The sequence below is a fragment of the Paenibacillus apii genome, from assembly GCF_011043685.1.
Taxonomy (GTDB): Bacteria; Bacillota; Bacilli; order Paenibacillales; family Paenibacillaceae; genus Paenibacillus_AQ; species Paenibacillus_AQ sabinae.
In genome coordinates this window covers 83,244-105,377 of sequence record NZ_JAAKGU010000011.1, presented here as the reverse complement: position 1 = coordinate 105,377, position 22,134 = coordinate 83,244, and the positions used below count along the sequence as shown (strand labels likewise).

Annotated in this window: 13 protein-coding genes; 4 read left to right on the top strand and 9 right to left on the bottom strand. The window is 47.4% G+C overall.

Features of this window, described 5'->3' with window-relative positions; all coding sequences use genetic code 11:
* Positions 1–68: 68 nt before the first annotated feature.
* Positions 69–1,007 (top strand): helix-turn-helix transcriptional regulator, encoded by a 939-nt coding sequence (locus tag G5B47_RS20250; protein WP_165102008.1) that lies wholly within the window; start codon positions 69–71, stop codon positions 1,005–1,007.
* A 70-nt stretch (positions 1,008–1,077) separates the two neighbouring features.
* Here the strand turns inward: G5B47_RS20250 and G5B47_RS20245 are convergent, their stop codons facing one another.
* Complete coding sequence (locus G5B47_RS20245) at positions 1,078–1,548, bottom strand: C40 family peptidase (RefSeq protein WP_165102196.1); 471 nt, start codon at positions 1,546–1,548, stop codon at positions 1,078–1,080.
* A 371-nt stretch (positions 1,549–1,919) separates the two neighbouring features.
* Here G5B47_RS20245 and G5B47_RS20240 point away from each other — a divergent pair, with 371 nt between their 5' ends.
* The 3 genes from G5B47_RS20240 (at position 1,920) to G5B47_RS20230 (ending at position 5,344) form a co-directional block, all read left to right on the top strand.
* The gene (locus G5B47_RS20240; RefSeq protein ID WP_165102005.1) at positions 1,920–3,014 is read left to right on the top strand and encodes a Fe(3+) ABC transporter substrate-binding protein; all 1,095 of its coding nucleotides are present in this window, start codon (positions 1,920–1,922) and stop codon (positions 3,012–3,014) included.
* An 87-nt stretch (positions 3,015–3,101) separates the two neighbouring features.
* Positions 3,102–4,667, top strand: coding sequence for an ABC transporter permease (locus tag G5B47_RS20235; protein ID WP_328804598.1), 1,566 nt, complete (start codon positions 3,102–3,104; stop codon positions 4,665–4,667).
* Positions 4,664–5,344, top strand: coding sequence for an ABC transporter ATP-binding protein (locus G5B47_RS20230; RefSeq protein WP_165102000.1), 681 nt, complete (start codon positions 4,664–4,666; stop codon positions 5,342–5,344). The genes G5B47_RS20235 and G5B47_RS20230 overlap by 4 nt, the downstream gene beginning before the upstream one ends.
* Positions 5,345–5,487: 143 nt before the next feature.
* Here G5B47_RS20230 and G5B47_RS20225 read toward each other — a convergent pair whose 3' ends face one another.
* From G5B47_RS20225 to G5B47_RS20190, 8 genes are all read right to left on the bottom strand, one after another.
* Complete coding sequence (locus G5B47_RS20225; RefSeq protein ID WP_165101997.1) at positions 5,488–10,503, bottom strand: hemoblobin-interacting domain-containing protein; 5,016 nt, start codon at positions 10,501–10,503, stop codon at positions 5,488–5,490.
* 259 nt (positions 10,504–10,762) lie between these two features.
* On the bottom strand, positions 10,763–14,455 hold the full coding sequence (locus G5B47_RS20220) for an Ig-like domain-containing protein (RefSeq protein ID WP_165101995.1): 3,693 nt from the start codon (positions 14,453–14,455) through the stop codon (positions 10,763–10,765).
* 90 nt (positions 14,456–14,545) lie between these two features.
* Entirely contained in the window at positions 14,546–15,532 is a 987-nt protein-coding gene (locus tag G5B47_RS20215) for a hypothetical protein (RefSeq protein WP_165101992.1), read from the bottom strand.
* Between the two features lie 154 nt (positions 15,533–15,686).
* Positions 15,687–17,660 (bottom strand): S-layer homology domain-containing protein, encoded by a 1,974-nt coding sequence (locus G5B47_RS20210; RefSeq protein ID WP_165101989.1) that lies wholly within the window; start codon positions 17,658–17,660, stop codon positions 15,687–15,689.
* Between the two features lie 24 nt (positions 17,661–17,684).
* Positions 17,685–18,005 (bottom strand): hypothetical protein, encoded by a 321-nt coding sequence (locus G5B47_RS20205; RefSeq protein ID WP_165101987.1) that lies wholly within the window; start codon positions 18,003–18,005, stop codon positions 17,685–17,687.
* A gap of 7 nt (positions 18,006–18,012) precedes the next feature.
* Positions 18,013–18,636 carry a MotA/TolQ/ExbB proton channel family protein gene (locus G5B47_RS20200; RefSeq protein ID WP_165101984.1) on the bottom strand — a complete coding sequence of 208 codons (624 nt, stop codon included), beginning with the start codon at positions 18,634–18,636 and terminating at the stop codon, positions 18,013–18,015.
* A 1-nt stretch (position 18,637) separates the two neighbouring features.
* The gene (locus tag G5B47_RS20195; protein WP_165101981.1) at positions 18,638–20,974 is read right to left on the bottom strand and encodes a molybdopterin-binding protein; all 2,337 of its coding nucleotides are present in this window, start codon (positions 20,972–20,974) and stop codon (positions 18,638–18,640) included.
* Position 20,975: 1 nt separating this feature from the next.
* A complete protein-coding gene (locus tag G5B47_RS20190) occupies positions 20,976–22,118 on the bottom strand; it encodes an ABC transporter substrate-binding protein (RefSeq protein ID WP_165101978.1) in 1,143 nt (380 codons plus the stop codon).
* Positions 22,119–22,134 lie beyond the last annotated feature (16 nt).

The following is a 22,134-nucleotide window of genomic DNA, read 5'->3' as shown; positions in this document are numbered from 1 at the left end:
GTGTATCCTAGCCTATAATAATTGACAAGAGCAAGTTATGAACGAATATTGACGAGGTGATCTTCCCCATGCGAGACAGCACTCTTTCTTATTCACCCGAAGAGGTATCCAAAATCCTTAACATATCCAAAGGCACCGTGTACGACCTGATCAAACGGGGTGAGCTTCCGTCCTACCGGATCGGCAAAAAGCTGCGGGTCGCCCCCGCCGACCTCGAAGCCTACACCCGCCCGTCCTATGCAGCCGAGAAGCCTCAGCCTGCAACTCCGCCGGTATCCATGGAGAAGCTGATCATGAACAACCAGGGGCTCATTATCTGCGGCCAGGACATTGTTCTTGATGTACTTGCCACCCATATGGAAAAAAGAACCCCCGCCATCCGCTCCCTTCGTTCCTACGTCGGCAGTCTGGACGGGCTGCTGTCCCTCTACCGGGGCACCGCCAATCTCGCGGCCGCCCATTTATGGGACGCCGAGACCGACGAGTTCAACATTCCCTACGTCCGCCGGCTGCTGCCCGGACACCGGAGCGTCATCGTCAATCTGGTGTACCGCAATCAGGGATTCTATGTCGCTCCCGGCAACCCGAAGAATCTGCGTTCTTGGGAGAGCCTGCTTGCGCCGGGTATCGTCCTGGCCAACCGGGAAAAAGGCTCGGGAACCCGCATCATGCTGGATGAATGGCTGCGTACTGGCAGGATCGATCCCCATTCCATTCAGGGATACGGGCATGAAGAGCCGAGCCATATCGCCGTAGCCAGCGCCGTTGCGCGGGGCATTGCCGACGTGGGGATCGGTACGGAGAAAGCGGCGCAGCAGGTATCCGGCGTCGATTTCATTCCGCTTAAGAAGGAGCGGTACGATCTGGTCTTTTACAAGGAGGATATGGACAAACCGCAATTCCAGGTGCTTCTGGCCACGCTGCGGTCGCCCGAATTCAGGCATGAAGTAAGCGGGCTCGGCGGGTACGATATTTCAAGCTGCGGGGAGATTGTCGGAGAGGTGTGACCGGGAGGATCGGGGAATTTAAAAAGGACAAGCCCGGCGAAATGCCAACGGCTTGTCCTTTTTTATTCATCTATTCGCCAATCATCCTGGCGTAGCTCTTCTCATCAACCACCCGGCGGGCGGTAACATAACGGTCCTGGTAATATGAATCGGACAGCCTGCTTATTCTGACTCCCTTGCTGCTGGAGGAGTGGGCGAACTGGCCGTCGCCTATGTAAATTCCCGCATGGGATATCCCTCGGCCGAACGTATTGAAAAATACCAAATCTCCGGCGCGCAAATCATCTTTGGCCACAGATGTTCCCACCTTGGCTTGGGACTGCGAGGCGCGCGGCAGATCGCCGATGTTAAATTTTTTTAAGACATAGAGGATGAATCCGGAACAATCGAACCCTGAAGTAGTAGTCCCTCCATAAAGGTAAGGTGTCCCCACGACTTGGTTCACGACACTCTCAAGCTTAACTTCGCTTGCATATGTACTGGGAGCGGCGGAAGTAAATATAGCGGCGGCTGCGATTAGCGACAGAATGACTTTCTTCAGAACCTTGTTCTCCCTTCAATGCCTGCGGAGTTAGCTTTGAGCGGCAATTAGTTAATATTTTGTAACTATTGATACTTTATTATATGGAAAACAAGACTGTCAATCCTTGTGTAACCTCGTTTTTTATAAGAAAAACAAGCACGATTCTGCAACCATCCATTTCGTTAATAAGAACAAATTTGTAACTATATCTTCCTATATCCCAGGATGTGGAACTCACCCGCGAAATTGTGACGAAAATATGCTTATTTAAAATAACTATCATAAATTCCGGAAGTAATTGAGGTTAATCTTATTGACATAAAGAAAGCCCAGAAGTTATTATGTGCCTAATTGAGAATAATAATCATTGTCTTAGGGGGATGTTTGAAATGATGAAGCGTAAATTCTTTGCTCCACTGCTTACGGGAGTGCTAGCTGCCGGTCTGCTGGCCGGATGTGGAGCGGACAAGGCGAGTGAAGCCGGTTCGGCGAATACACAAGCGACGGCTAAGCCGAGCGCACAGGCTGCGGAGCAAGTGGTCAATATCTATACCGCCCGGAACTATGATGTGGACGCGCTGCTGTATAAGAAATTTACGGAAGAAACCGGCGTCAAAGTGAACGTGATTGAAGGCAAAGCGGAGGAACTGATTGAGCGCATGAAGCGTGAAGGCGAAAGCACACAGGCCGACCTGTTCCTCACGGTAGACGGCGGCGTGTTGAATAATGCCAAACAGGCCGGACTGCTCCAGCCGGCCACTTCGGAAACGATCGACCAAAACGTGCCGAAAGAACTTCGCGACCCTGAGAATCAATGGATAGGACTCTCCACACGCGCTCGCGTAATCGTCTACTCCAAGGATCGCGTAAAACCGGAGCAGCTCTCCACCTATGAGGATCTGACCAGCCCGGCCTGGAAAGGCAAAGTGCTTGTCCGTCCGTCCTCCAGCTTGTACAACCAGTCCCTGCTATCCTCCTTCATTGAATTGAACGGCGAAGCGAAAGCGGAAGAATGGTCCAAAGGATTGGTAGCCAATCTGGCCCGCACTCCGGAAGGAAATGACCGTGACCAGGCCAAGGCCATTGTCGCCGGTGTAGGCGATGTGGCGCTGATGAATACGTACTACGTGGGCCTGCTGATCAATTCGGATGATCCGGAAGAAGCGAAGGTCGGCAAAAGCATCGGCGTCTTCTTCCCGAACCAGGAAACAACAGGCACCCATGTGAATATCAGCGGCGCGGCTGTAACCAAGTACAGCAAGAACAAGGACAACGCCGTCAAGCTGATCGAATTCCTGACCGGCACCGAAGCGCAGACGATGGTTACCAATGAAAACTTCGAGTTCCCTGTTAATACCAAAGCTGAGCTGCCCGAGCTGCTCAAATCCTGGGGAACGTTCAAAACGCAGCAAATCGATTTCAACAAATTAGGCGTTCATAATGCCAAAGCGATTGAAATCATGAACAAAACAGGCTGGAAATAACATATGCATCTAAACACGGTTAAGGTACAGATACAAAGACGCCTTAGCGGTTGGCGGATCGTAAGCTTGGCGGGGGCGGCAGTTATTTTGCTGCCCATTCTTTTTGTACTGCTCTCGATCTTTAACCCGCCAAGTGACAATTGGGTTCAAATCAGGCAGTACCTCGTAAAGGATTATATCGCCCAGACGGTTCAGCTGACGCTGACGGTTGCCGTACTGACAGCATTGCTCGGGGTAACGCTGGCCTGGCTTACGGCGGTCTTTGATTTTCCAGGAAAACGGTTCTTTAGGTGGGCGCTGATTCTTCCTCTAGCTATTCCTCCATACATCGCCGCCTTTACATACAGCACGATGTTCAGCTACACCGGAATTGTCCAGACCACGCTGCGGAACCGGTTCGGAATTGTTCCCAATCAGGAGCTGATTACCGTCTCCTCCATGCGGGGCGCGGTCCTTGTATTTACTTTGTTTCTTTTTCCTTATGTATATCTGATTACCAAATCGTTTCTGGAAAGACAGAGCGCCTCTTATATCGAGAACGCCCGGCTGCTGGGAAGAAGCGGCCTGTCCATATTCCTGCGGGTCGCGCTTCCTTTATCCCGGCCGGCGATCGCAGGCAGTATAAGCCTGGTCATATTTGAGGTGCTGAGCGATTACGGGGTAACGAGTTATTTTGGCATACAGACCATTTCTACGGCGATCTTCCAGACCTGGTTTGGGATGTATGATGCCGATTCGGCGATGCGCCTTGCCGCCTGGCTCATGATGATTGTCATCGGCTTGTTCCTGGTCGAGATGCTGCTGCGCAAACGGCGCGCTTACAGCTCGACGACGAGTAAATCGAGACCGCTTGTGCCGAGGCGCTTAACGGGAGTTCGCGGGTGGGCGGCTGGCCTGTTCTGTATGATTGTATGGTGCGCAGCTTTTTTGTTCCCGCTTCTGCAATTAATCGTATGGGCGGGCTGGACCTTTGACAGCATGTGGAATGCGGGATTGTTTAAGTTGATCTACCAAACCCTGATTGTGGCTGTCGTCTCAACGTTGATCATCATGATTTTTTCGCTGATTGCCGCCGGGGCGAACCGGACGCGTTCCACCGCTTCCTTTGTGCTCTCCAAGGCGATAACCGCCGGATACTCGATGCCCGGGGCTATTATCGCCATCGGTGTGCTGGTCGTTTTTTTGAAGCTGGATAAAGTCTGGGCGGCCTTTCATCATCAACTCACGCTTGGGGGAATCCCCCTCGTGCTCAGCCTGACTCTCGCGATGCTGATCGCGGGGTATGTGATCCGGTTTATGGCTACGGGGTACAACGCCGTGGAAGTCGGGTTTGAGAAAATCGGCCGGAAATATACGGAAGCGTCCCGCATGCTGGGTCACGGAATGACCGCAACCTTTTTCAAGGTGGATCTGCCCTTAATTAAGGGAGCGGTGATGAGCGGATGCCTCCTGACTTTTGTAGAAATCTGCAAGGAGCTGCCGCTGGCTTTAATCCTCAGGCCTTTCAATTTCGAGACTTTAGCTACAAAAGCTTACCGGTATGCGAGCGATGAACAGATTTTCGAGGCGGCCATTCCCTCTTTGCTTATCATTGGCATCAGCTTGATCTCGGTTTACGTTATGCATTATTTAGACAGGAGGTGGGAGCAATGAGTATCGTAGACATCCGGAATCTATCCTTCTCTTATGAGCGGGGCAAGTCCGCAGTGATCGACCGGTTCTCGTGTTCCATTGAAAAAGGGGATATTGTCGGGATCGTAGGCGCAAGCGGCAACGGAAAAAGCACGCTGCTTCGGCTGATCGCGGGTCTGGAGATTCCTGCGGGCGGGGAGATTCGGATCAACGGGGCTCCCGTTGTGAATGAGGGCTGCTACATCCAGCCGGAGCGGCGGGGCGTCGGGATGGTGTTTCAGGATTACGCCCTGTTCCCTCATATGACCGTCCGCAAAAATATCGAGTTCGCCCTGCACCGTCTCCCCCGCAAAGAACGGGCCAAACGGCTGGAAGAAATGCTTGAGCTTGTCCAACTCGGCGAATTCAAGGATCGGTACCCGCATGAGCTGAGCGGCGGACAGCAGCAGAGAGTGGCGCTCGCCCGGGCGCTCGCCCAGAAGCCGGCGGTTTTGCTGATGGATGAGCCCTTCAGCAACCTCGATGCGGGACTGAAGGACGCGATCCGTTCGGAGCTCCGGACGATTCTGAAGAAAGCGCAGATGACCTGCCTCTTCGTCACCCATGACCATCAGGATGTGGAGGCGATCAGCGACCGGTCGATTCATCTGGGTCCGGGGTCTGCTCCGGGCGTACGGGTGCTGACCTGCAAAGCTTAGGGAATCGGCCTATTCCTTCCTGTCTCTTTAAATGAAAGACAGAAAGGCCCCGCCGCTGTATTGCGGCGGGGCCACGGGGCCTCCATTCATTTCTAATTTCGGAAATATTCATGCGGAAAGTGGGCTAAAAAACAAGTGCTACCTTATTTGTTATAAATCCTATAAAGGAACACTGCAGCTTCAGCTCTTGTTGTATTTCCTGCAGGATTAATTCTACTTTTGGATCCAACAATTAAACCTTCCTTAACCAGAGCCGCAATGCTATTTGCTGCATACCCTGAAATCACTGATTTATCGCTGTATTTGTCCAGATCAGAGGAAGAACCTGTTGCACTTATTTTCTTCACCATTCTTAGGGCTCTTTCTGTAAGTACCATCATATCCTGCCTTGATATTGCAGCTTTAGGGTTAAACAAATTATTCCTTGATCCCGTAGCTATACCAAGCTTTTTAGCAATACCTACTGCATTATAGTAATAGTCTCCCTTATTAACATCCCCAAAGTTGCCGTTCACGTCTGCTGAAAGTCCAAGTGTCTTGACAAGCAGCATCATAAAATCAGCCCTTGTAATGTTAGCTGCCGGTGAGTAGATTTCTGCCCCTGTACCTGAGATGATGCCTTTTGATGCTAGCACTTCGATCTGCTTTTTCGCCCATCTATAATTTCCTATATCGCGGAAGGTGTTATATACCGATACAACTGCATATTTGCTGAAATGGGTGGTGCTGAATACGACCATGCCTGTTGCCGGATCATATTTCGCACTCGGCACAGGGATTAAGCTTCCTGACCCGTCGATGTTGAATACGGTAATATGCTCCGGATCATTCAATTCCTGCGCAGTCGGAGTATACTCCACTGCAATGGTAACCGGGGCGTTATTATTGCTCCAGACAGTTGATTTCCCATCAACTACCAGTTCTAGGTCAATAACAGGCTTATCGCCTATGTATGTTCTGGCTGCTTCTGTAAGCGTTGAAACATCTGCTTTGGAAACACTTAACGTTACGTTCTTTGCATTCGCTCCTTTTACTTTATCTAGCATGTTACCCGGTAAGGTGACTGTCGCAAACTCTGTTTTCAGTTTTACCTTCTTTTCAGAAGTATTTTGTGTTAACACGCTGGCTGGAAGAGTAATCCAATAGGCTTTTATCCCTTCTACCTTTGGAATGACCACAAGGACTGTCTTTGATCCATCTAAGCTGCTCTGAACCTTTGAGAATTCGGCAGTGATTGATTCCAAATCTACTGCTGCAGTCGCTATTCCTGAGTCTTTATCGAGAATCTGTATTTCAGCCGTAATTGTTCCAGCCTTCCCCGAATCGGCACCGACAGTGATCGTATAGGTCATTTTTGTTTTCCGATTCTGGGCAGTCACAACAAGGGTATCCCCTGTGGCAACAGGGTCATGCACATTGCCTGTGTCCCAGGTTTGATGGCTTTCTCCTTTGACAAGATGACTAAGGAATGACTCTTTTGATGTGTTCACAGGTACATTTTTTATGGTTCCGCTTGTCGTACTTGTAGTACTGACGGTATATTTATCCGATGTGATTTTTGCTATTGAACTTAGACCCACTTGTTGGATGATGAAGGAGTATCTCCCATCCATCCCCAATATCGGTTGTCCGTTTTCATTAGTTGACTGTCCGGAACCGCCAAACAACCCGGCAATTAAATTCACATAAACAGGCATGTTGGAAGAAATATCGAAGTCCGGCGTCTTGGGCAGTTCATAATAGATCCACATGGCTGCCGGATCAACAGTATCCATTCTGTTGTCACCGCTGTAGTTGATGACATATTTGTTGGAGCATAGATTATAGGGATTCGCTGAATCGAGCCCTCCGTTCGTGATTTGATTCTCCACCTTCAACCATTCTGGACCATCCGCAGGTGTATATGTGGTAGAGCTTCCGCCGCTGTAGCCGGTAGCATACTTGCTTGTACGGAAGAGATTTGTAAAGAAGGTGCTCATGTTCTTGGCACTGGCCCACTGCGTTGGACCCGTACGGGTATCAACCACGATCTTGATCAGCTTTTTCCCTGTGCCGTTTGGCCCCATTGTTCCGCCATCGCGGATGTCCTCTTCGGTCAGTTCATTTCCTTCTACCTTTTTAACATAATAGGTGGAACTATAGGGATATAACGATGAAGTATTTTTATCATAACTATTTATGCGGCTATTAAAGGAAAATACGCCCGCTTCGTTTGCGCGGCTCGCATCGACATATTCCCAAATCTCCGGATGCAACTTCACCTCCTGAATTGTGAAATAGCTGTCGACTCTAACGACATCATTTACACCTTTGACCACGCCTGCAGGAAGCTCGGCAGACAGCAGGATATCGCAGTTCGCAATCTGGAAGCCCCCATTCACTACAGGTACCGAATTCGTAAAGGTGGAAAAATAGCCGTTTGCCGCATCCTTTGTGCACCGGATTACCAGATTCCCGTTACTGTCGACACTGACGGTTGCTCCAGCTTTCAGAGCGTCTATGATGCCCTTTTTCACGCCGGGATACTGTTTCTTCAATGCGTCGGTGACTGAGGCAATACTGCTTGCTCCCTTGGGATCCAATCCTACAAAGCGGTCATATGCCGTAATGCCATTGGTTTTATCAACATATGGAAAGTATGCGCTGCTGTATGCATTCAATACACTCGTAATAAACGTATCATATGAAACCACATCATATTCGTTTTTCGATTTGTTGAACTTCACACCGTTGAATATCAAACCGTCGATAATAGCATCTTTATATGCTGAGACATTGTCTGCAAAGCTGTATCCACTGCTTAACGTAATAGTGATCGTCAGCCCATCCCCGTTAATATCCCATTCCGTTACCGTGTTTGTTCCTGAAAAACTGGCCGTTACAAGTGATCTGATACTCTGAACTACCGTCACATCCTTATAGTCCTGAGCTTTGACCACAATTGTATAGTCATTGGTACTGGTGAAGAGGCTGCCGTTCACACTGATTTTCCCTTCACTGATTGTATACCTGTCAGCCGTCAGAATGGTTCCGTTCACACTGATGCTTGTAATCGCTGCCCTGTAGGCGGCATCATCGGCAAACGTTAAATCTATTGTCTTTCCGACATAATTGTCAGTATCATCTGCAGTAAAATCAGGCGCTTTCTTCTTTACCGCTATGGTATTAACCGTTATGGTATAATTTGCTTTTGTTGTGCCATCCTGTGCAGTTACAACAAGGGTATCCCCTGTTACGACTGGGTCATGCACATTTGCCGTGTCCCACGTTTGATCGCTTTCCCTCTTGGTCAGATTCCCGAGAAATGTCGCTTTCGAGGTATTATACGGCACATTGGTGATCGTTCCCGCCGCCGTATTGACGGTGTAGTTGCTTGAAGAGATTGTCGTTACCGTGCTGGGTACGGTATTAACCGTTATGGTGTAAGCAGCTTTTGTTGTGCCGTCCTGGGCAGTTACAACCAAGGTATCCCCTGTGGTTACAGGATCATGCAGATTGTCTGTATCCCATGTTTGATGGCTTTCCCCCTTGGTCAGATTCCCAAGAAATGCCGCTTTCGAGGTATTATACGGCACATTGGTGATCGTTCCCGCCGCCGTATTGACGGTGTAGTTGCTTGAAGAAATTGTTGATACCGTTGATTTTGGGCCGTCTGCTTTAATGGTAAAGGAGAATCTTCCATCCATCCCTAATATCGGCTGTCCGTTTTCGTTAGTAGACTGTCCGGAACCTCCGAAAAAACCGGCTATTAAATTCACATAAACAGGCATGTTGGAAGAAATATCAAAGTCTGACGTCTTGGGTAGTTCATAATAGATCCACATGGCTGCCGGATTTATTTGATCGGCTCTGTGGTCACCGCTGTAGTTGATGACGTATTTGTTGGTGCCCACATAATAGGGATTCGCTGGATCCAGCCCTCCGCTTGTGATCTGATCCTCCACCTTCAACCATTCCGGGTCATCCTGAGGCGTATAGGTGGTAGAGCTTCCGCCGCTGTAGCCGGTAGCATCCTTATTGGTGCGGAAAATATTAGTAAAGAAGGTGCTCATATTCTTGGCGCTGGCCCACTGGGTGGGACCCGTACGGGTATCAACCACAATCTTGATCAGCTTGTTCCCTGTACCGTTCGGTCCCATTGTTCCGCCATCGCGGATGTCCTCTTCAGTAAGTTCATTTCCTTCTACTTTTTTTATATAATAGGTGGTACTGTAGGGATAAGGGGATGAAGTATTACTATCATAACCATCTATGCGGCTATTGAATGAGTATACGCCCGCTTCGTTCGCGCGGCTCGCATCAACATATTCCCAAATCTCGGGATGCAATTTCATCTCCTCTATTGTGAAATAGCCATCCACTTTAACAGCATCATTTACACCATTAACCACCCCTGCAGGAAGATCCGCAGACAGCAGAATATCGCAGTTCGCAATCTGGATGCCCCCATTCACTACAGGTACCGAATTCGTAAAGGTGGAGAAATAGCCGTTTGCCGCATCCTTTGTGCACCGGATTACCAGATTCCCGTTGCTGTCGACACTGACAGTTGCTCCAGCCTTTAGAGCGTTAATGATGCCCTTTTTCACACCGGGATATTGTTCCTTCAATTCATCGGTGACTGAGGCAGTACTCCTTGCTCCCTTGGGGTCCAGTCCTACAAAGCGGTCATAGACTGTGACATTGTCTACCGATACACCGTCTTGTACATTAAGAAACGGGAAATAAGAGCTTCCATACGCATTTAAAGCGCTAGTTATAAATGTATCAAAGGGAATTACATCGTATTGGTTCGTCGTTTTGTTAAACAACTCTCCGTAAAATGTCAGCCCGTCAATAATGGCATCCTTATAGTCCGAAACATTGTCTGCAAAGCTGGAGCCACCGCCTAACGCAATAGTGATCGTCAGCCCATCCCCGTTAACATCCCATTCTGTTACCGTTTTTGTTCCTGAAAAACTCGCAGTCGCAGTATAGGTTGCTTCATAAACAGAAGTGTTGACGCTGGCATAGGTTGCGGCCGCTTCGCTGCTTGAACTTGAAGTGTCTGCAAGCACCGGCATTGTACCAAATATGCTTGTCAAGATGAGTAAGAAACTAAGCAGCAACGTGAAGTGGGAATACCCCCTCATTCTTCTTTTCTCTGTAGATCTTTGCATCTACTTCACTCCATTTCATTATTAAAATAAAGGCAGCGGTTTCTGCCCAGTTTTTTTCAAAGTTATATAAAAACAGCGATATCTACTGCTTTAGGCAGCATAGCCTGCCGTCTGGATTTTCAATTTAAAAAAAAGAATATTTTGCAGAAGAGCCCATGGACTCTTCTGCAAAATATTGATTTACCTTATTAGAATTTAATAGAACGCGGTCTCTCAAAAATCTCGATCGAGGTTTTCTTATATAGCCAATTGCTGTTTGTTATAGCCCCAGCTTGTCCATGAATGTTTTGAGCATAACCGTACCTTCAGCACGGGTAGCATGACCCAGCGCTCCAAAGCTTCCATCCGGGTATCCATTGATAATACCCAGGGTGTATACGCTCTGAACTGCATCATTGGCCCACGCGCTAATGCTGCCTTTATCGATGAAGGCCAAATCTGTAAGTGTACCTATCTTGCCTCCTGCATAGCTGTATGCTCTATTGATCATTACTGCCATTTCCTGGCGGGTAATAGAATCACCTGGATGGAAGTTGCCGTCAGAGCCCTGGATGATTCCGGCTTTTGCTGCCTTCCTCACATCGTTTGCGTACCATTCACCGCCCGTTATATCTTTAAATGTACCTTCATCTGCAGCATCAGACAGCTTCAGTACTCTCGACAGCAAAGCAGCAAATTCTGCACGGGTGATATTGTTCTGTGGAGCAAAGGTATCTGCGTCTGTTCCGTTTATGACATGTCTTGCCACCATGACTTCGATATCAGCCTTAGCCCAGTGGGACACAATATCTCCGAAAGTCTTCTGGGATTCAGCCACCATGTATTTTGAGAAGTGGTTTGTATTGAATACCAGTTTACCGTCAACGATTCTTCCTCCCATGTAATCCCATTGCCCGGTTGTTTCATTGAGGTAATAAACCCCTAATTTCCCCAGCTCTGTCACCCCGGCTGGAATTGGAAGGGTTATTGAAATTGATTTAGTAAAGTTATGAACTGCCGTTTCACCAGCCCATGCATCGAATGAGTAGACCGCTTTGCTTTCAACATGTTCAGGAGCTGATGCAACTGTCTGACTTGACACCTGGGTTGTGCTGAAGGTCATATTCTGTCCCTGTATCAATACTTCAGTCGGAATAACTATTTTCAGCCCACTATCCTGAATGACTATTGGTTTATTCGCAGCTATAACAAGGTTTATTACTTCAGCTGGCAGCTGTACTGCTTTACTTTGGCCTGATCCTGCTGTTACTTGTGAAAGGTTGATAACCAATTCACTTTGTGCAGCGTCTTTCAGCTGATCAGCTACTTTTTTTGCATCTACTTGTAAGGTTGCCGTGCTTCCAGACTGGATAACCTGCCCTAAGTCCGTAGTAGATGTCTGCTGAGTGGTGGTAGGTGCCTGCGGGCCGCCGCCGCTTGTTGCCGCAGCATTTACAGTAACCTGACAGGTATCTTTGAAGCTTCCGTCTTCCGTTGTAACCGTTATGGTTGCTGTCCCTGCTCCTACTGCTGTAACAACTCCCTTAGCTACTGTTGCTACAGTTGAGTCACTGGTTGTCCAAATTACATTTTTGTTTGTTGCATCCACTGGAGCTACTGTAGCTGTTAATGTTCCAGATGCTCCTGCGGTCAACGTTATCGCATGCTGGTCAAGTCCTACCCCTGTGACTGCTACTGCTGCTGGACTTACAGTTACTTCACAAGAATCCTTGAAGCTTCCGTCTGCTGTTCTAACCGTTATAGTCGCTTTCCCTGCTCCTACTGCTGTAACAACTCCGTAAGTCACTGTGGCTACTGTTGAATCACTGGTTGTCCAGATTACATTTTTGTTTGTTGCATCCGCTGGAGCTACTGTAGCTGTTAAAGCTCCGATTGCTCCTGGGGTCAATGTTATCGCATGCTGGTCAAGTCCTACTCCTGTGACTGCTAGTGCTGCTGGATTTACAGTTACTTCGCAAGTATCTGTGAAGTTTCCGTCTGCTGTTCTAACCGTTATGGTCGCTTTCCCTGCTCCTACTGCTGTAACAACTCCGTAAGTCACTGTGGCTACAGTTGAGTCACTGGTTGTCCAAATTACATTTTTATTTGTTGCATCCGTTGGAGCTACAGTCGCTGCTAATGTTCCGGTTGCTCCTGGGGTCAATGTTATCGCATGCTGGTCAAGTCCTACTCCTGTGACTGCTAGTGCTGCTGGATTTACAGTTACTTCGCAAGTATCTGTGAAGTTTCCGTCTGCTGTTCTAACCGTTATGGTCGCTTTCCCTGCTCCTACTGCTGTAACAACTCCGTAAGTCACTGTGGCTACAGTTGAGTCACTGGTTGTCCAAATTACATTTTTATTTGTTGCATCCGTTGGAGCTACAGTCGCTGTTAATGTTCCGGTTGCTCCTGGGGTCAATGTTATCGCATGCTGATCAAGCTCTACTCCTGTGGCCGCTACTGCTGCCGGATTTACGGTTACTTCGCAAGTATCTGTGAAGCTTCCGTCTGCTGTTCTAACCGTTATGTTAGCTGTACCTGCTCCTACTGCTGTAACAACTCCGTAAGTCACTGTTGCTACAGTTGAATCGCTGGTTGTCCAGATTACATTTTTGTTTGTTGCATCTGCTGGAGCTACTGTAGCTGCTAATGTTCCGGTTGCTCCTGGGGTCAATGTTATCGCATGCTGATCAAGCTCTACTCCTGTAACTGGTTGTAAACGGATGGTATAGTCAGCCGTCATCACGTCACTATCTTCCCCATTTGCTGAAGCATATGCCTTTATGGTCGTATCAGAGTTAATGACGATGGGGTGATTATATAAACCAAATGTCACTGTTGCCGGATCAATTCCTGCTGGGTAAACAGCATAGTAAACCGATGCTCCAACTGTCGCAGTGCTTAGCGTAACCGTTGTGCCAGGTGCTACCGCTCCTGCTGCAGGATTAGCTGTAGGCATTACCGGATGAAGGATATCAGGGTAGCTGTAACCGTTGAATACATTGACGCCACTTTTATTTTCCCAGGCAGGACCCAGATTTGACGCATCTAGAGTCCCTGCTGTAAAGGAGAAGCAATTGCCAAGATCAATGTCAGGAGGAAGAGTGCCTTCGCCAATGATAGAACCGCTCATGCCGGACAAATACCAGGTGTTGGTAATATTGAGGGTGCTGAGGGTTGGGATGGAGAAGGTATTGTAGTTGATGTTGGCGACCAAGGCACCGGTGATGCCGCCTGCGTTAACCAGAGAAGCAGCCACATAGCTGTTAATAATATTTACGTTAAAACCGGTGTAGATGTGCCCGATTAATCCGCCCACCGGATTGCCGGAGGTGTTGCTGGTGAAAGTCCCCAGTGCAGCGGAGTTAATAATCGTCATTGTATGGCCGGTGGTGTACCACTGGCCGGCGCCCATCTGGCCGACCAGGCCGCCGACGGAATTACTCGCTCCGCCACTTAGGGTCAAGCTCATGTCGGCAATGCAGTTTTGTATGGTCAAGCTGCCCAAAGCCCGTCCGACAATACCGCCTATAAAACGATTGGAGTTCACGCTGCCGGATACTTTAAGATCTTTGATGGTGATATCTGCAACCAGATTAAACAGGCCCCCCTTAGGCCCTACAGGTTGTGCGTTAGTGAGCGAAATTCCAGAGATCGTATGACCATTCCCGTCAAAGGTACCCGTCATGCCAATAAAGTTCTGAGGCTTTCCAATACCTTGCCAGTTGGATACACCAGACATATCAATGTCAGCATCAACTTCGACATAATAATCGCCCATAGACATATTTAAATTGTCGCCTGCGGGTCGTGAGTTGATCGTATTTGCAAGATCCACAAGATCTTGGGCTGTAGAGATATGTACCGTGGTTTGTGCTGCTTGCGCCGGCGCGACACTAATAAGGCTGATCACCATCGCCAGTACAAGGAATAGGCTAAACTTGCGGGTAAAAGCTTTAAACTTTGATTTCATTTTGTTCTCCCCCCATATTCCTACGATAAATCTTGAAAACCGCCTAAAGTGCAGTATTTTAGGCGATTTTCATAGCATTGTTTTCTGGTATTACTGCCAGCTTAAAGCAGGGTAGCTGTAGCTGTTGAACACGTTGACGCCACTTTTTGTCTGCCAGGCCGATCCCCCGTTATTCAGAGCTGACGCAGTCAGAGCCCCTGCACTAAATGATGTGCAACCGCTAGTATTCGTGCTACCTGTGTCTGTGCCAATGATATTACTGCTCATACCGGACAAATAATAGCAATTGGTTAGAGTCAGGCTAGTGGAAGCATTGTTGGCAACCAGGGCACCGGTAGTACCTCCCGAGTTGTTAAGAGAAGCAGCCACATAACTGTTGCTTACTGTTACGTTAAAACCGGAGTAAATGTGGCCGACCAATCCGCCCACCGGATTGCTAGAGGTGTTGCTGGTGAAAGTCCCCAGCGCAGCAGAGTTTGTAATAGAAATTGTGTTGCCGCCGGTCGTCTGGCCGGAGCCGAACTGGCCGACCAGGCCGCCGATGGAATTACTCGCACCATTGCTTAGGGTCAAGGTCATATCGGCAATGCAGTTTTGTATGGTCATGCTGCCTAATGCTCGTCCAACAATACCGCCAATAAAACGATTGGAGGACACGCTGCCGGATACTTTCAGATCCTTGATGGTGATATCCTGGACCAGATTAAACAGGCCACCCTTTGGGCCTACATACTGTGTGTTAGTGAGCGAAATTCCAGAGATCGTATGACCGTTTCCGTCAAAGGTACCTGTAATGCCGATCCAGCTCTGGGGCACTCCGATACCTTGCCAGTTGGTTATACCGGACATATCAATGTCGGCATCAATTTCGACATAATAATCGCCCAAAGACGGTGTGGTGCTTGTGCCGGCGGATTGTGAGTTGATCGTGTTTGCCAGATCGACAAGACCTTGGGCGGTGGTGATATGAACGGTGGTTTGTGCCATTGCCGGCACGACACTTATAAGGCTGATCACCATAGCCAGTGCAAGGAATAGGCTTACTTTGCGCGTAAAAGCTTTAATCTGTGATTTCATTTTTTTCTTCTCCTCTCATTTCTACCCTTTTAGTTTTTGCTCGCTTCTTTCATCTTGTATTTGCCTGCCCCAATCATAGATCATCTCCCCCTAGCAAATACCGTTGTTATGATATATGTTTGCTGAATAACAGCGAAACTCACAATAATAGCTTTTATTGGGTATAGATTCTGTACAGGATGACCGCAGCTTCCGCCCGGGTAGTGCTGCCAAGAGGATTAATAAGGCCATTCGCCCCCGTTACCAAGCCTTCGCCGATCATTACGGACACACTATTTGCCGCATATCCTGACACCTGCGCCTTATCCTTGAATTGTTCCAGAATCTCTGGTGATGCCGACCCTTTGATCTTATTTGCAGCCCTTAATGCGCGTTCGGTCAGAACCATCATGTCCTGTCTGGATATCTCAGCTTTTGGATAAAATCTGTTGTCACCGGAGCCTGTCGCAATTCCTGATTGTTTGGCGATGCCAACCGCCTCATAGTAATAGGCCCCCTGCTTTACATCCTCAAAGTTCTCTTTTATATCCGCCTTCAAGTCCAGTGTTTTTACAAGCAGCATCATGAAGTCGGCTCTGGTAATATTGGCGCCTGGAGAATAGGTTGTTGCCCCTGTACCTGAAATGATTCCTTTGGATACAAGTGCTTCAATCTGCTTTTTGGCCCACCCGTAGTTTGCAAGATCATCAAAGGTTTTGGCACTTGTGTTATCCGCCTTTATGGTAAAGAGGTATCTCCCATCCATCCCCAATATGGGCTGACCGTTTGTTGTGGTTGACTGGCCGGAACCGCCGATAAATCCGGCAATCAAGTTTACGTAAATTGGCATATCGGATGTAATTTGGAAGTCCGGCGTTTGGGGCAGCTCAAAAAATATCCACATCTTTGCCGGATTTACCGTATCCATTCTGCTGTCGCCGCTGTAGTTGACTACATACTTGTTCGTGCTTACATTATATGGACTTGCGCTATCTAAGCCGCCGTTTGTGATTTGATCCTCTACCTTCAGCCATTCCGGATCGTCGGCCGGTGTATAGGTGGTATTGCTCTTGCCTCCATACCCGGTTGCATCCTTATGGGTGCGGAAGAAGTTGGTAAAGAAGGTGCTCATATTCTTGGTGCTTGCCCACTGTGTAGGGCCCACACGGGTATCCACCACAACCTTGACCAGCTTCCTGCCGGTTCCATTCGGTCCCATTGCTCCTCCTTCGCGGATATCTTCCGCGGTCAGGACATTCCCTTCTACCTGCTTCAAGTAATAGGTAGTGTCATAAGGATACTGAGAGGTCGTATTCCGATCATAACTATTAATACGGCTGTTAAAGGGAAATACACCGTCTTCGCCCGCACGGCTCTTATCTACATATTCCCATATTTCGGTATGTACTTTTACCTCCTGGATCGTGAAAAAGCCGTTGACCTTAACAACCTCATTGACATTCTTAACTACACCCTTCGGGAGTTCTGCAGACAGCAGGATATCGCAGTTCGCGATTTGGATACCTCCATTTACTACAGGCACCGAATTGGTAAAGGTTGAGAAATAGCCGATGGCGGCTTCTTTGGTGCATCGGATCACCAAATTCCCGTCCTTGTTGACACTGACAGTTGCGCCTGCTTTCAAAGCATTCAAGATCCCCTTCTTCACACCAGGATAAGCAGCTTTCAATGCATCGGAGACAGCTGACGTACTTCTTGCTCCCGCCGGATCCAGTCCTACAAAACGGTCATAAACCGTAATACAGTTGGAAATATCAATATACGGGAAATACCCTGAATTACCGTATACATCCAATGCATTGGCTACAAACATTTCATAGGGAACCACATTGTATTGGTTCGTCTTTTTGTCGAATAACAAACCGTTAAAGGTCAGTCCGTCGATGATTGCGTTCTTATAGTCCGTAATATTGTCTGAAAAGCGATAGCCATTACGGAGTGCAATGGTTATTGTCAAACCATCAGCGTTTACATCCCATTCCGTCACCGTATTGGTTCCTGTAAAGCTGGCCGTCACCGTATTTTCTGCCGCATCCTCTGCATACACCGCAGGAGTCAGAACGGTAAACAGCATAATCATTAACAACACGAAAGACAGACATGTATTTTTTTTCTCGATCCTAACCATCGCTATTCTCCTATAAAATTCAATTTAAGGCGTTTCAGAAATCATATACATCTTTCCTGTTACAGGATCCTTATACAATATACCCATTTTCTGGTATTTATCATCTTTATTCATCATCTGATCCAGATTTTTCTGCACGGACTCTAGATTATTAACTTCCTTGCCCAGATCAACGTTCACATCCACCAGCCCTGAAGATGTATTACCATTCAGAAATACAGACAGCATAAGGCTGCAGGCTAATACCAACATGGCATCAATGATGTTGACCATTCCTTCCAAAGGACTGCTGTTATCTTTGCTTCTTTTATGCCGCAATCCGCTGCCGCCTCTCAGACTACTCATGACCCTATCATTCCTCCTTCAAAATACATTCCATTAAACTTTCCATAGAAACCAAATAACTGTCATACCATCCCCTTCTGATTTTGCTGATTACCAGGCATACTGCCGCACTAACCAAGCCGCCTATCGTCATGTCAAATGCTACCAACAGAGCATTGGCAAGAGTCATGGTATCTCCCTGTCCTAAGGCAATAATACCGGGACCGAGTGGTATTAATGTACCCATCAATCCAAACATGGGGGCGATTTTAGAGATCGTATCCGTCCATCCCAGAATTCTTTCATACCGTTCTTCCTCAGACACAATCAACCGTTTCGCAATTGCCCTCTTCTCTACTGATGTCAGGCTGCTATATTGGATCAACTCTAACAAAATTGCTTTTTGCCGCTTCAATAATTTACTCTCTTTAATAATTAGTGATAATTCTTCTTTGTCTTTGCCATGAAATGATGACAGCAATAATGGAATATCCTCTTTTAACTCCCTGCGTTCCGTTAATGCTTCCGAAATAATGCTGCCGATCGCCCATACTGCCGCCAGACTTAGGAAAGTCACAATGACAATAGTAGGCAGCATCAGCCCCTGAGTAAATGTGTGAAATATATGTTGAGTCTCATTTTGTATGTTCATATTAACCTCTCTCCCCTTTATATTTTTTATATCTACTTCCGGCCCCCGCCAATACCAACCATCCTATTGCAATGAAAAGTACTGCAGTATTATGATCCTCTTCCATTGGAATTTGAGCCTCCGTCATGCCGTTCACTTCATAAATGTGTACACCCTTCGCATTGGAGGATTCCGGTAAGGATTCCTGTGAAACTTCGGATGGTCCTGCTGCTTCTGTTGCTGCTGTTGATTCTATCGCTTCTGGTTCTTTTGTTTCTTCTGTTTCTTCTGTTTCTTTTGTTGCTTTTGTTGCTTCTGTTGCTTCTGTTGCTTCTGTTGCTTCTGTTGCTTCTGTTGCTTCTGTTGCTTCTGATGATAATTTCTTATCCGGTATTTGTGTTTGCTGTGAAGCTGTTCCCTTACTTTTTGCCCCAATCAATGAAGCATTTTGAACGCCGGTCCCCTTTTCATCAGGCGGGCTTCCCAGCAACTGGATTTCAACCGAGTCAATCCATTTAACATGCCTGGATACCGTTTCAGATCTCGTATTGGTTTGACCGAATATAAGCTTGAACCTGTTATATCCATTCACCTTGTAAAAGTCAGGCGCTGTAGCTCCCTGCTGCTGCAAATCCCGGAAGGCGATGATCGTGTCAACCTGAAGCGCATCTACCGCAGCTCCTGCAGTTGGACCAGAGCCATTCCACCGGAGCGGAAGGTTAGGATAGAAATACCGCGGTGTATCCAGAAGAAACCCCCTTGAAAATGAGAGACGCTTCTTCTCTCTGTTTTCTGTAAAAGTAAAAGTGATCTTTTCTACAGAATTTCTATCGATACCCGCAGCTGCCAAAAGGTCTTTGAGCCTTACACCCACGGCGGTCTCCATCACTACCTTTCCAGACGAATCAACTGCTGTGTATGCTTGCGTAACTCTCGGCAGCGACTTTATTTCCTCGAGTGAAAATAATTTTCTTGGCGCATACTCAAGCCCGAAGTAACCAACGTTGAAAGCTAGAGTCGTAGGAAGCTCATCCAGTTTATCCCCAGTTTCTTCAGAAACAGCCGGTCCAAAAACATCATTATCATCAATGGTCTTTGTCTTTGCCTGCTCTGTTTCATTGATTTTAGGTGCTACAACAATTTCCATCCGGTTGATGCCGTATCCATACATCGGACTAACGACGTCGGAGATTTTCATCTGTCCGTAGCATATCTTTATTCCTTCCTTATTGCCGATCGTATCCCAACCCTGCAAATTCTTATCCGTCCGCTCTGCGTACCTTAAGGCCAGCATCGGCAATACTTCCTGATATTCCTTACTTTTGTCTATCATTCCCCCTTCTCCATCATCCAGATTACCGCTGACCAACTCAGGAAAACTGTAACGTTTACGATCAAAAAGGAATGTTTTGGTAAAACTGCTATCAAGACCGTCGGCGTAGAAAAAACGGAGATTTTTGACATCATTAAAATCCACTCCCGCAGACTCAATCAGCTTTATGATGGGAATTCCCTCAGCCAATGTGGTCTCCGGCTCACCCTTTTCATTTATGGAAGTATAATACTGCCGTTCCTTCTCAAATTGTTCGAGCTGTTGAAAGCTGTATGGAATCTCACGTTTAATGTCATCAGTCCCAACTCTTATGCTGATTTTAAAGTCCGGCTCCTTTTTTTGCCCGTATGTACTGTCCTCTTTCAGTATGACAATGATCTTTTGAATATTCTCTTTCAGCATGGCACTGCTGATTTCGTCCGGATTCTGCTGACCGTAGCATAAACGCAAGCCTGATGTGCTATCCAGCGCATCCCCATTCTCCTTCTGCTCATCCAATACCGTTGACCGCAATGCCAGCATGGGCGGAACTTCGATTCCAGCAGGCGGGTTATATGTTTGCTCCGTCACTGTTCCGGATTCTGCTATCGATGTATCCGGTTCTGTTTTTAATTGATCCGTATAACGATACCGCTTTGTTTCCAGCAGTTCTTTTGCAGTAAATGCAGCAGGAGCCCCTTCTTTCCAATAAAGATATATATCCTGAACTTCCTCTAAGTTAATTCCCAGAGCTTTCAGATAATCTGAAAGTGTAATCCCCTCCCCCAATATCGTTTTGCGTTCCCCATTCTCGGTCATTGTGCTGTACTGGTTGCGGACCTTATTCAAATTCTCATTCTGCTCAGGCAACGCAGCTTTTTCCAGCACTTTGCGCTCTCCAACCTGTACCAGAAGCATCGCCCCTCCTGCCTCCGCGCCGCTAACAATCCCGGGATAAGGGTTCATAGCAAACAGCACCATTACTATTAAAAAAACAGGGATGCATCTATTGCAGCCGATCTTGCGGTAGTGTTTTTTTAAGTTCATACTATTTTTCCTTTTCTCCTGAGCTTTTGTTTCGAATCCCGTTGCCGGAAAGAATAAGTTCGTAAGTATGATCATCGATTTTCAAACCGAGGATATGGTTATAGAAATCCAGCACTTCTTTCTTTAAATCGACATCTTTGTACTGTTCCGGGTAAATCGTAGTTCCTAGCCATAATATGGCAAAAAATGTTTCCAGGCTGCCTCTCTGTCCCCATCTTGTTGCGCCTACGGGAATGTTATAAACCCTATCCTCCCTGACAGCCCTCAGTCCCTGCCATTTTGAATCCTCCATCAAATAGACCACCGTATCTGCCTCATTGCAGATTATGATATCCGGATCCCACTGATAGATCTGTTCCATGCTGGCAAAGTAGTCGTTCTCATAAAACTTAAGCTGACCTCCAGCGGATATGTCGATGGCTCCCACGGACGAAATCCAGTCATTTCCCAGTGTTTTAGCCCCATCCGTACGCACGATCTCATTAATTGCATGGTAAACGCGGAATCTGTCCTTCTCGGGTATTTGCTTTTGAATCTCCTTAGCCTGAGCAATAACTTGCCTATAATATTGATTGATGGCTGCCGCTTTTTCTGCCGCGCTTGACCCAATGGACTCTCCTATCATATGTAAAGCATTAATCTGCTCCTCCATACTGTCATATCCAACGACCAGATAGGGTACGCCAAGCTTATCCAGCTTCGCCCTCTCTCCCTCTGTTAAATACATGGCTTCCTTAATAAAAATCAAATCCGGCTGTAAGGCCATCAGAGTCTCTGCATTGATTGCAGCGCCCGCCATCGGAACTCCAACTTTCTGCATATTGGGGTAAATTCTTTGTAAAAGGAGATCTGTCTTGACTCCGTTAGGAGCTGCTATCATTTTATCGCCAGCCCCTATCATCACCATGGCTTCTCCTGCAAAAGAGTCCAGCGCAGCTATTCGTTGCGGAGAAGCTGGAACTTCTACTTTTCGCCCTATGCAATCCGTGGTTAGTTTGTATCCCTCTCGCGCTGCAACACTTCCATTCGGTTTCTCAGTCAACCTCGAAGTATTACCGTAACAGGCTGTAAGTGAAGAAATGATTGCAATAACAAGCATGATGCAAATCAATCGCCAGATTTTTGATCTTTTGCTAGTATTCATAGGCAAAACTCCTTTT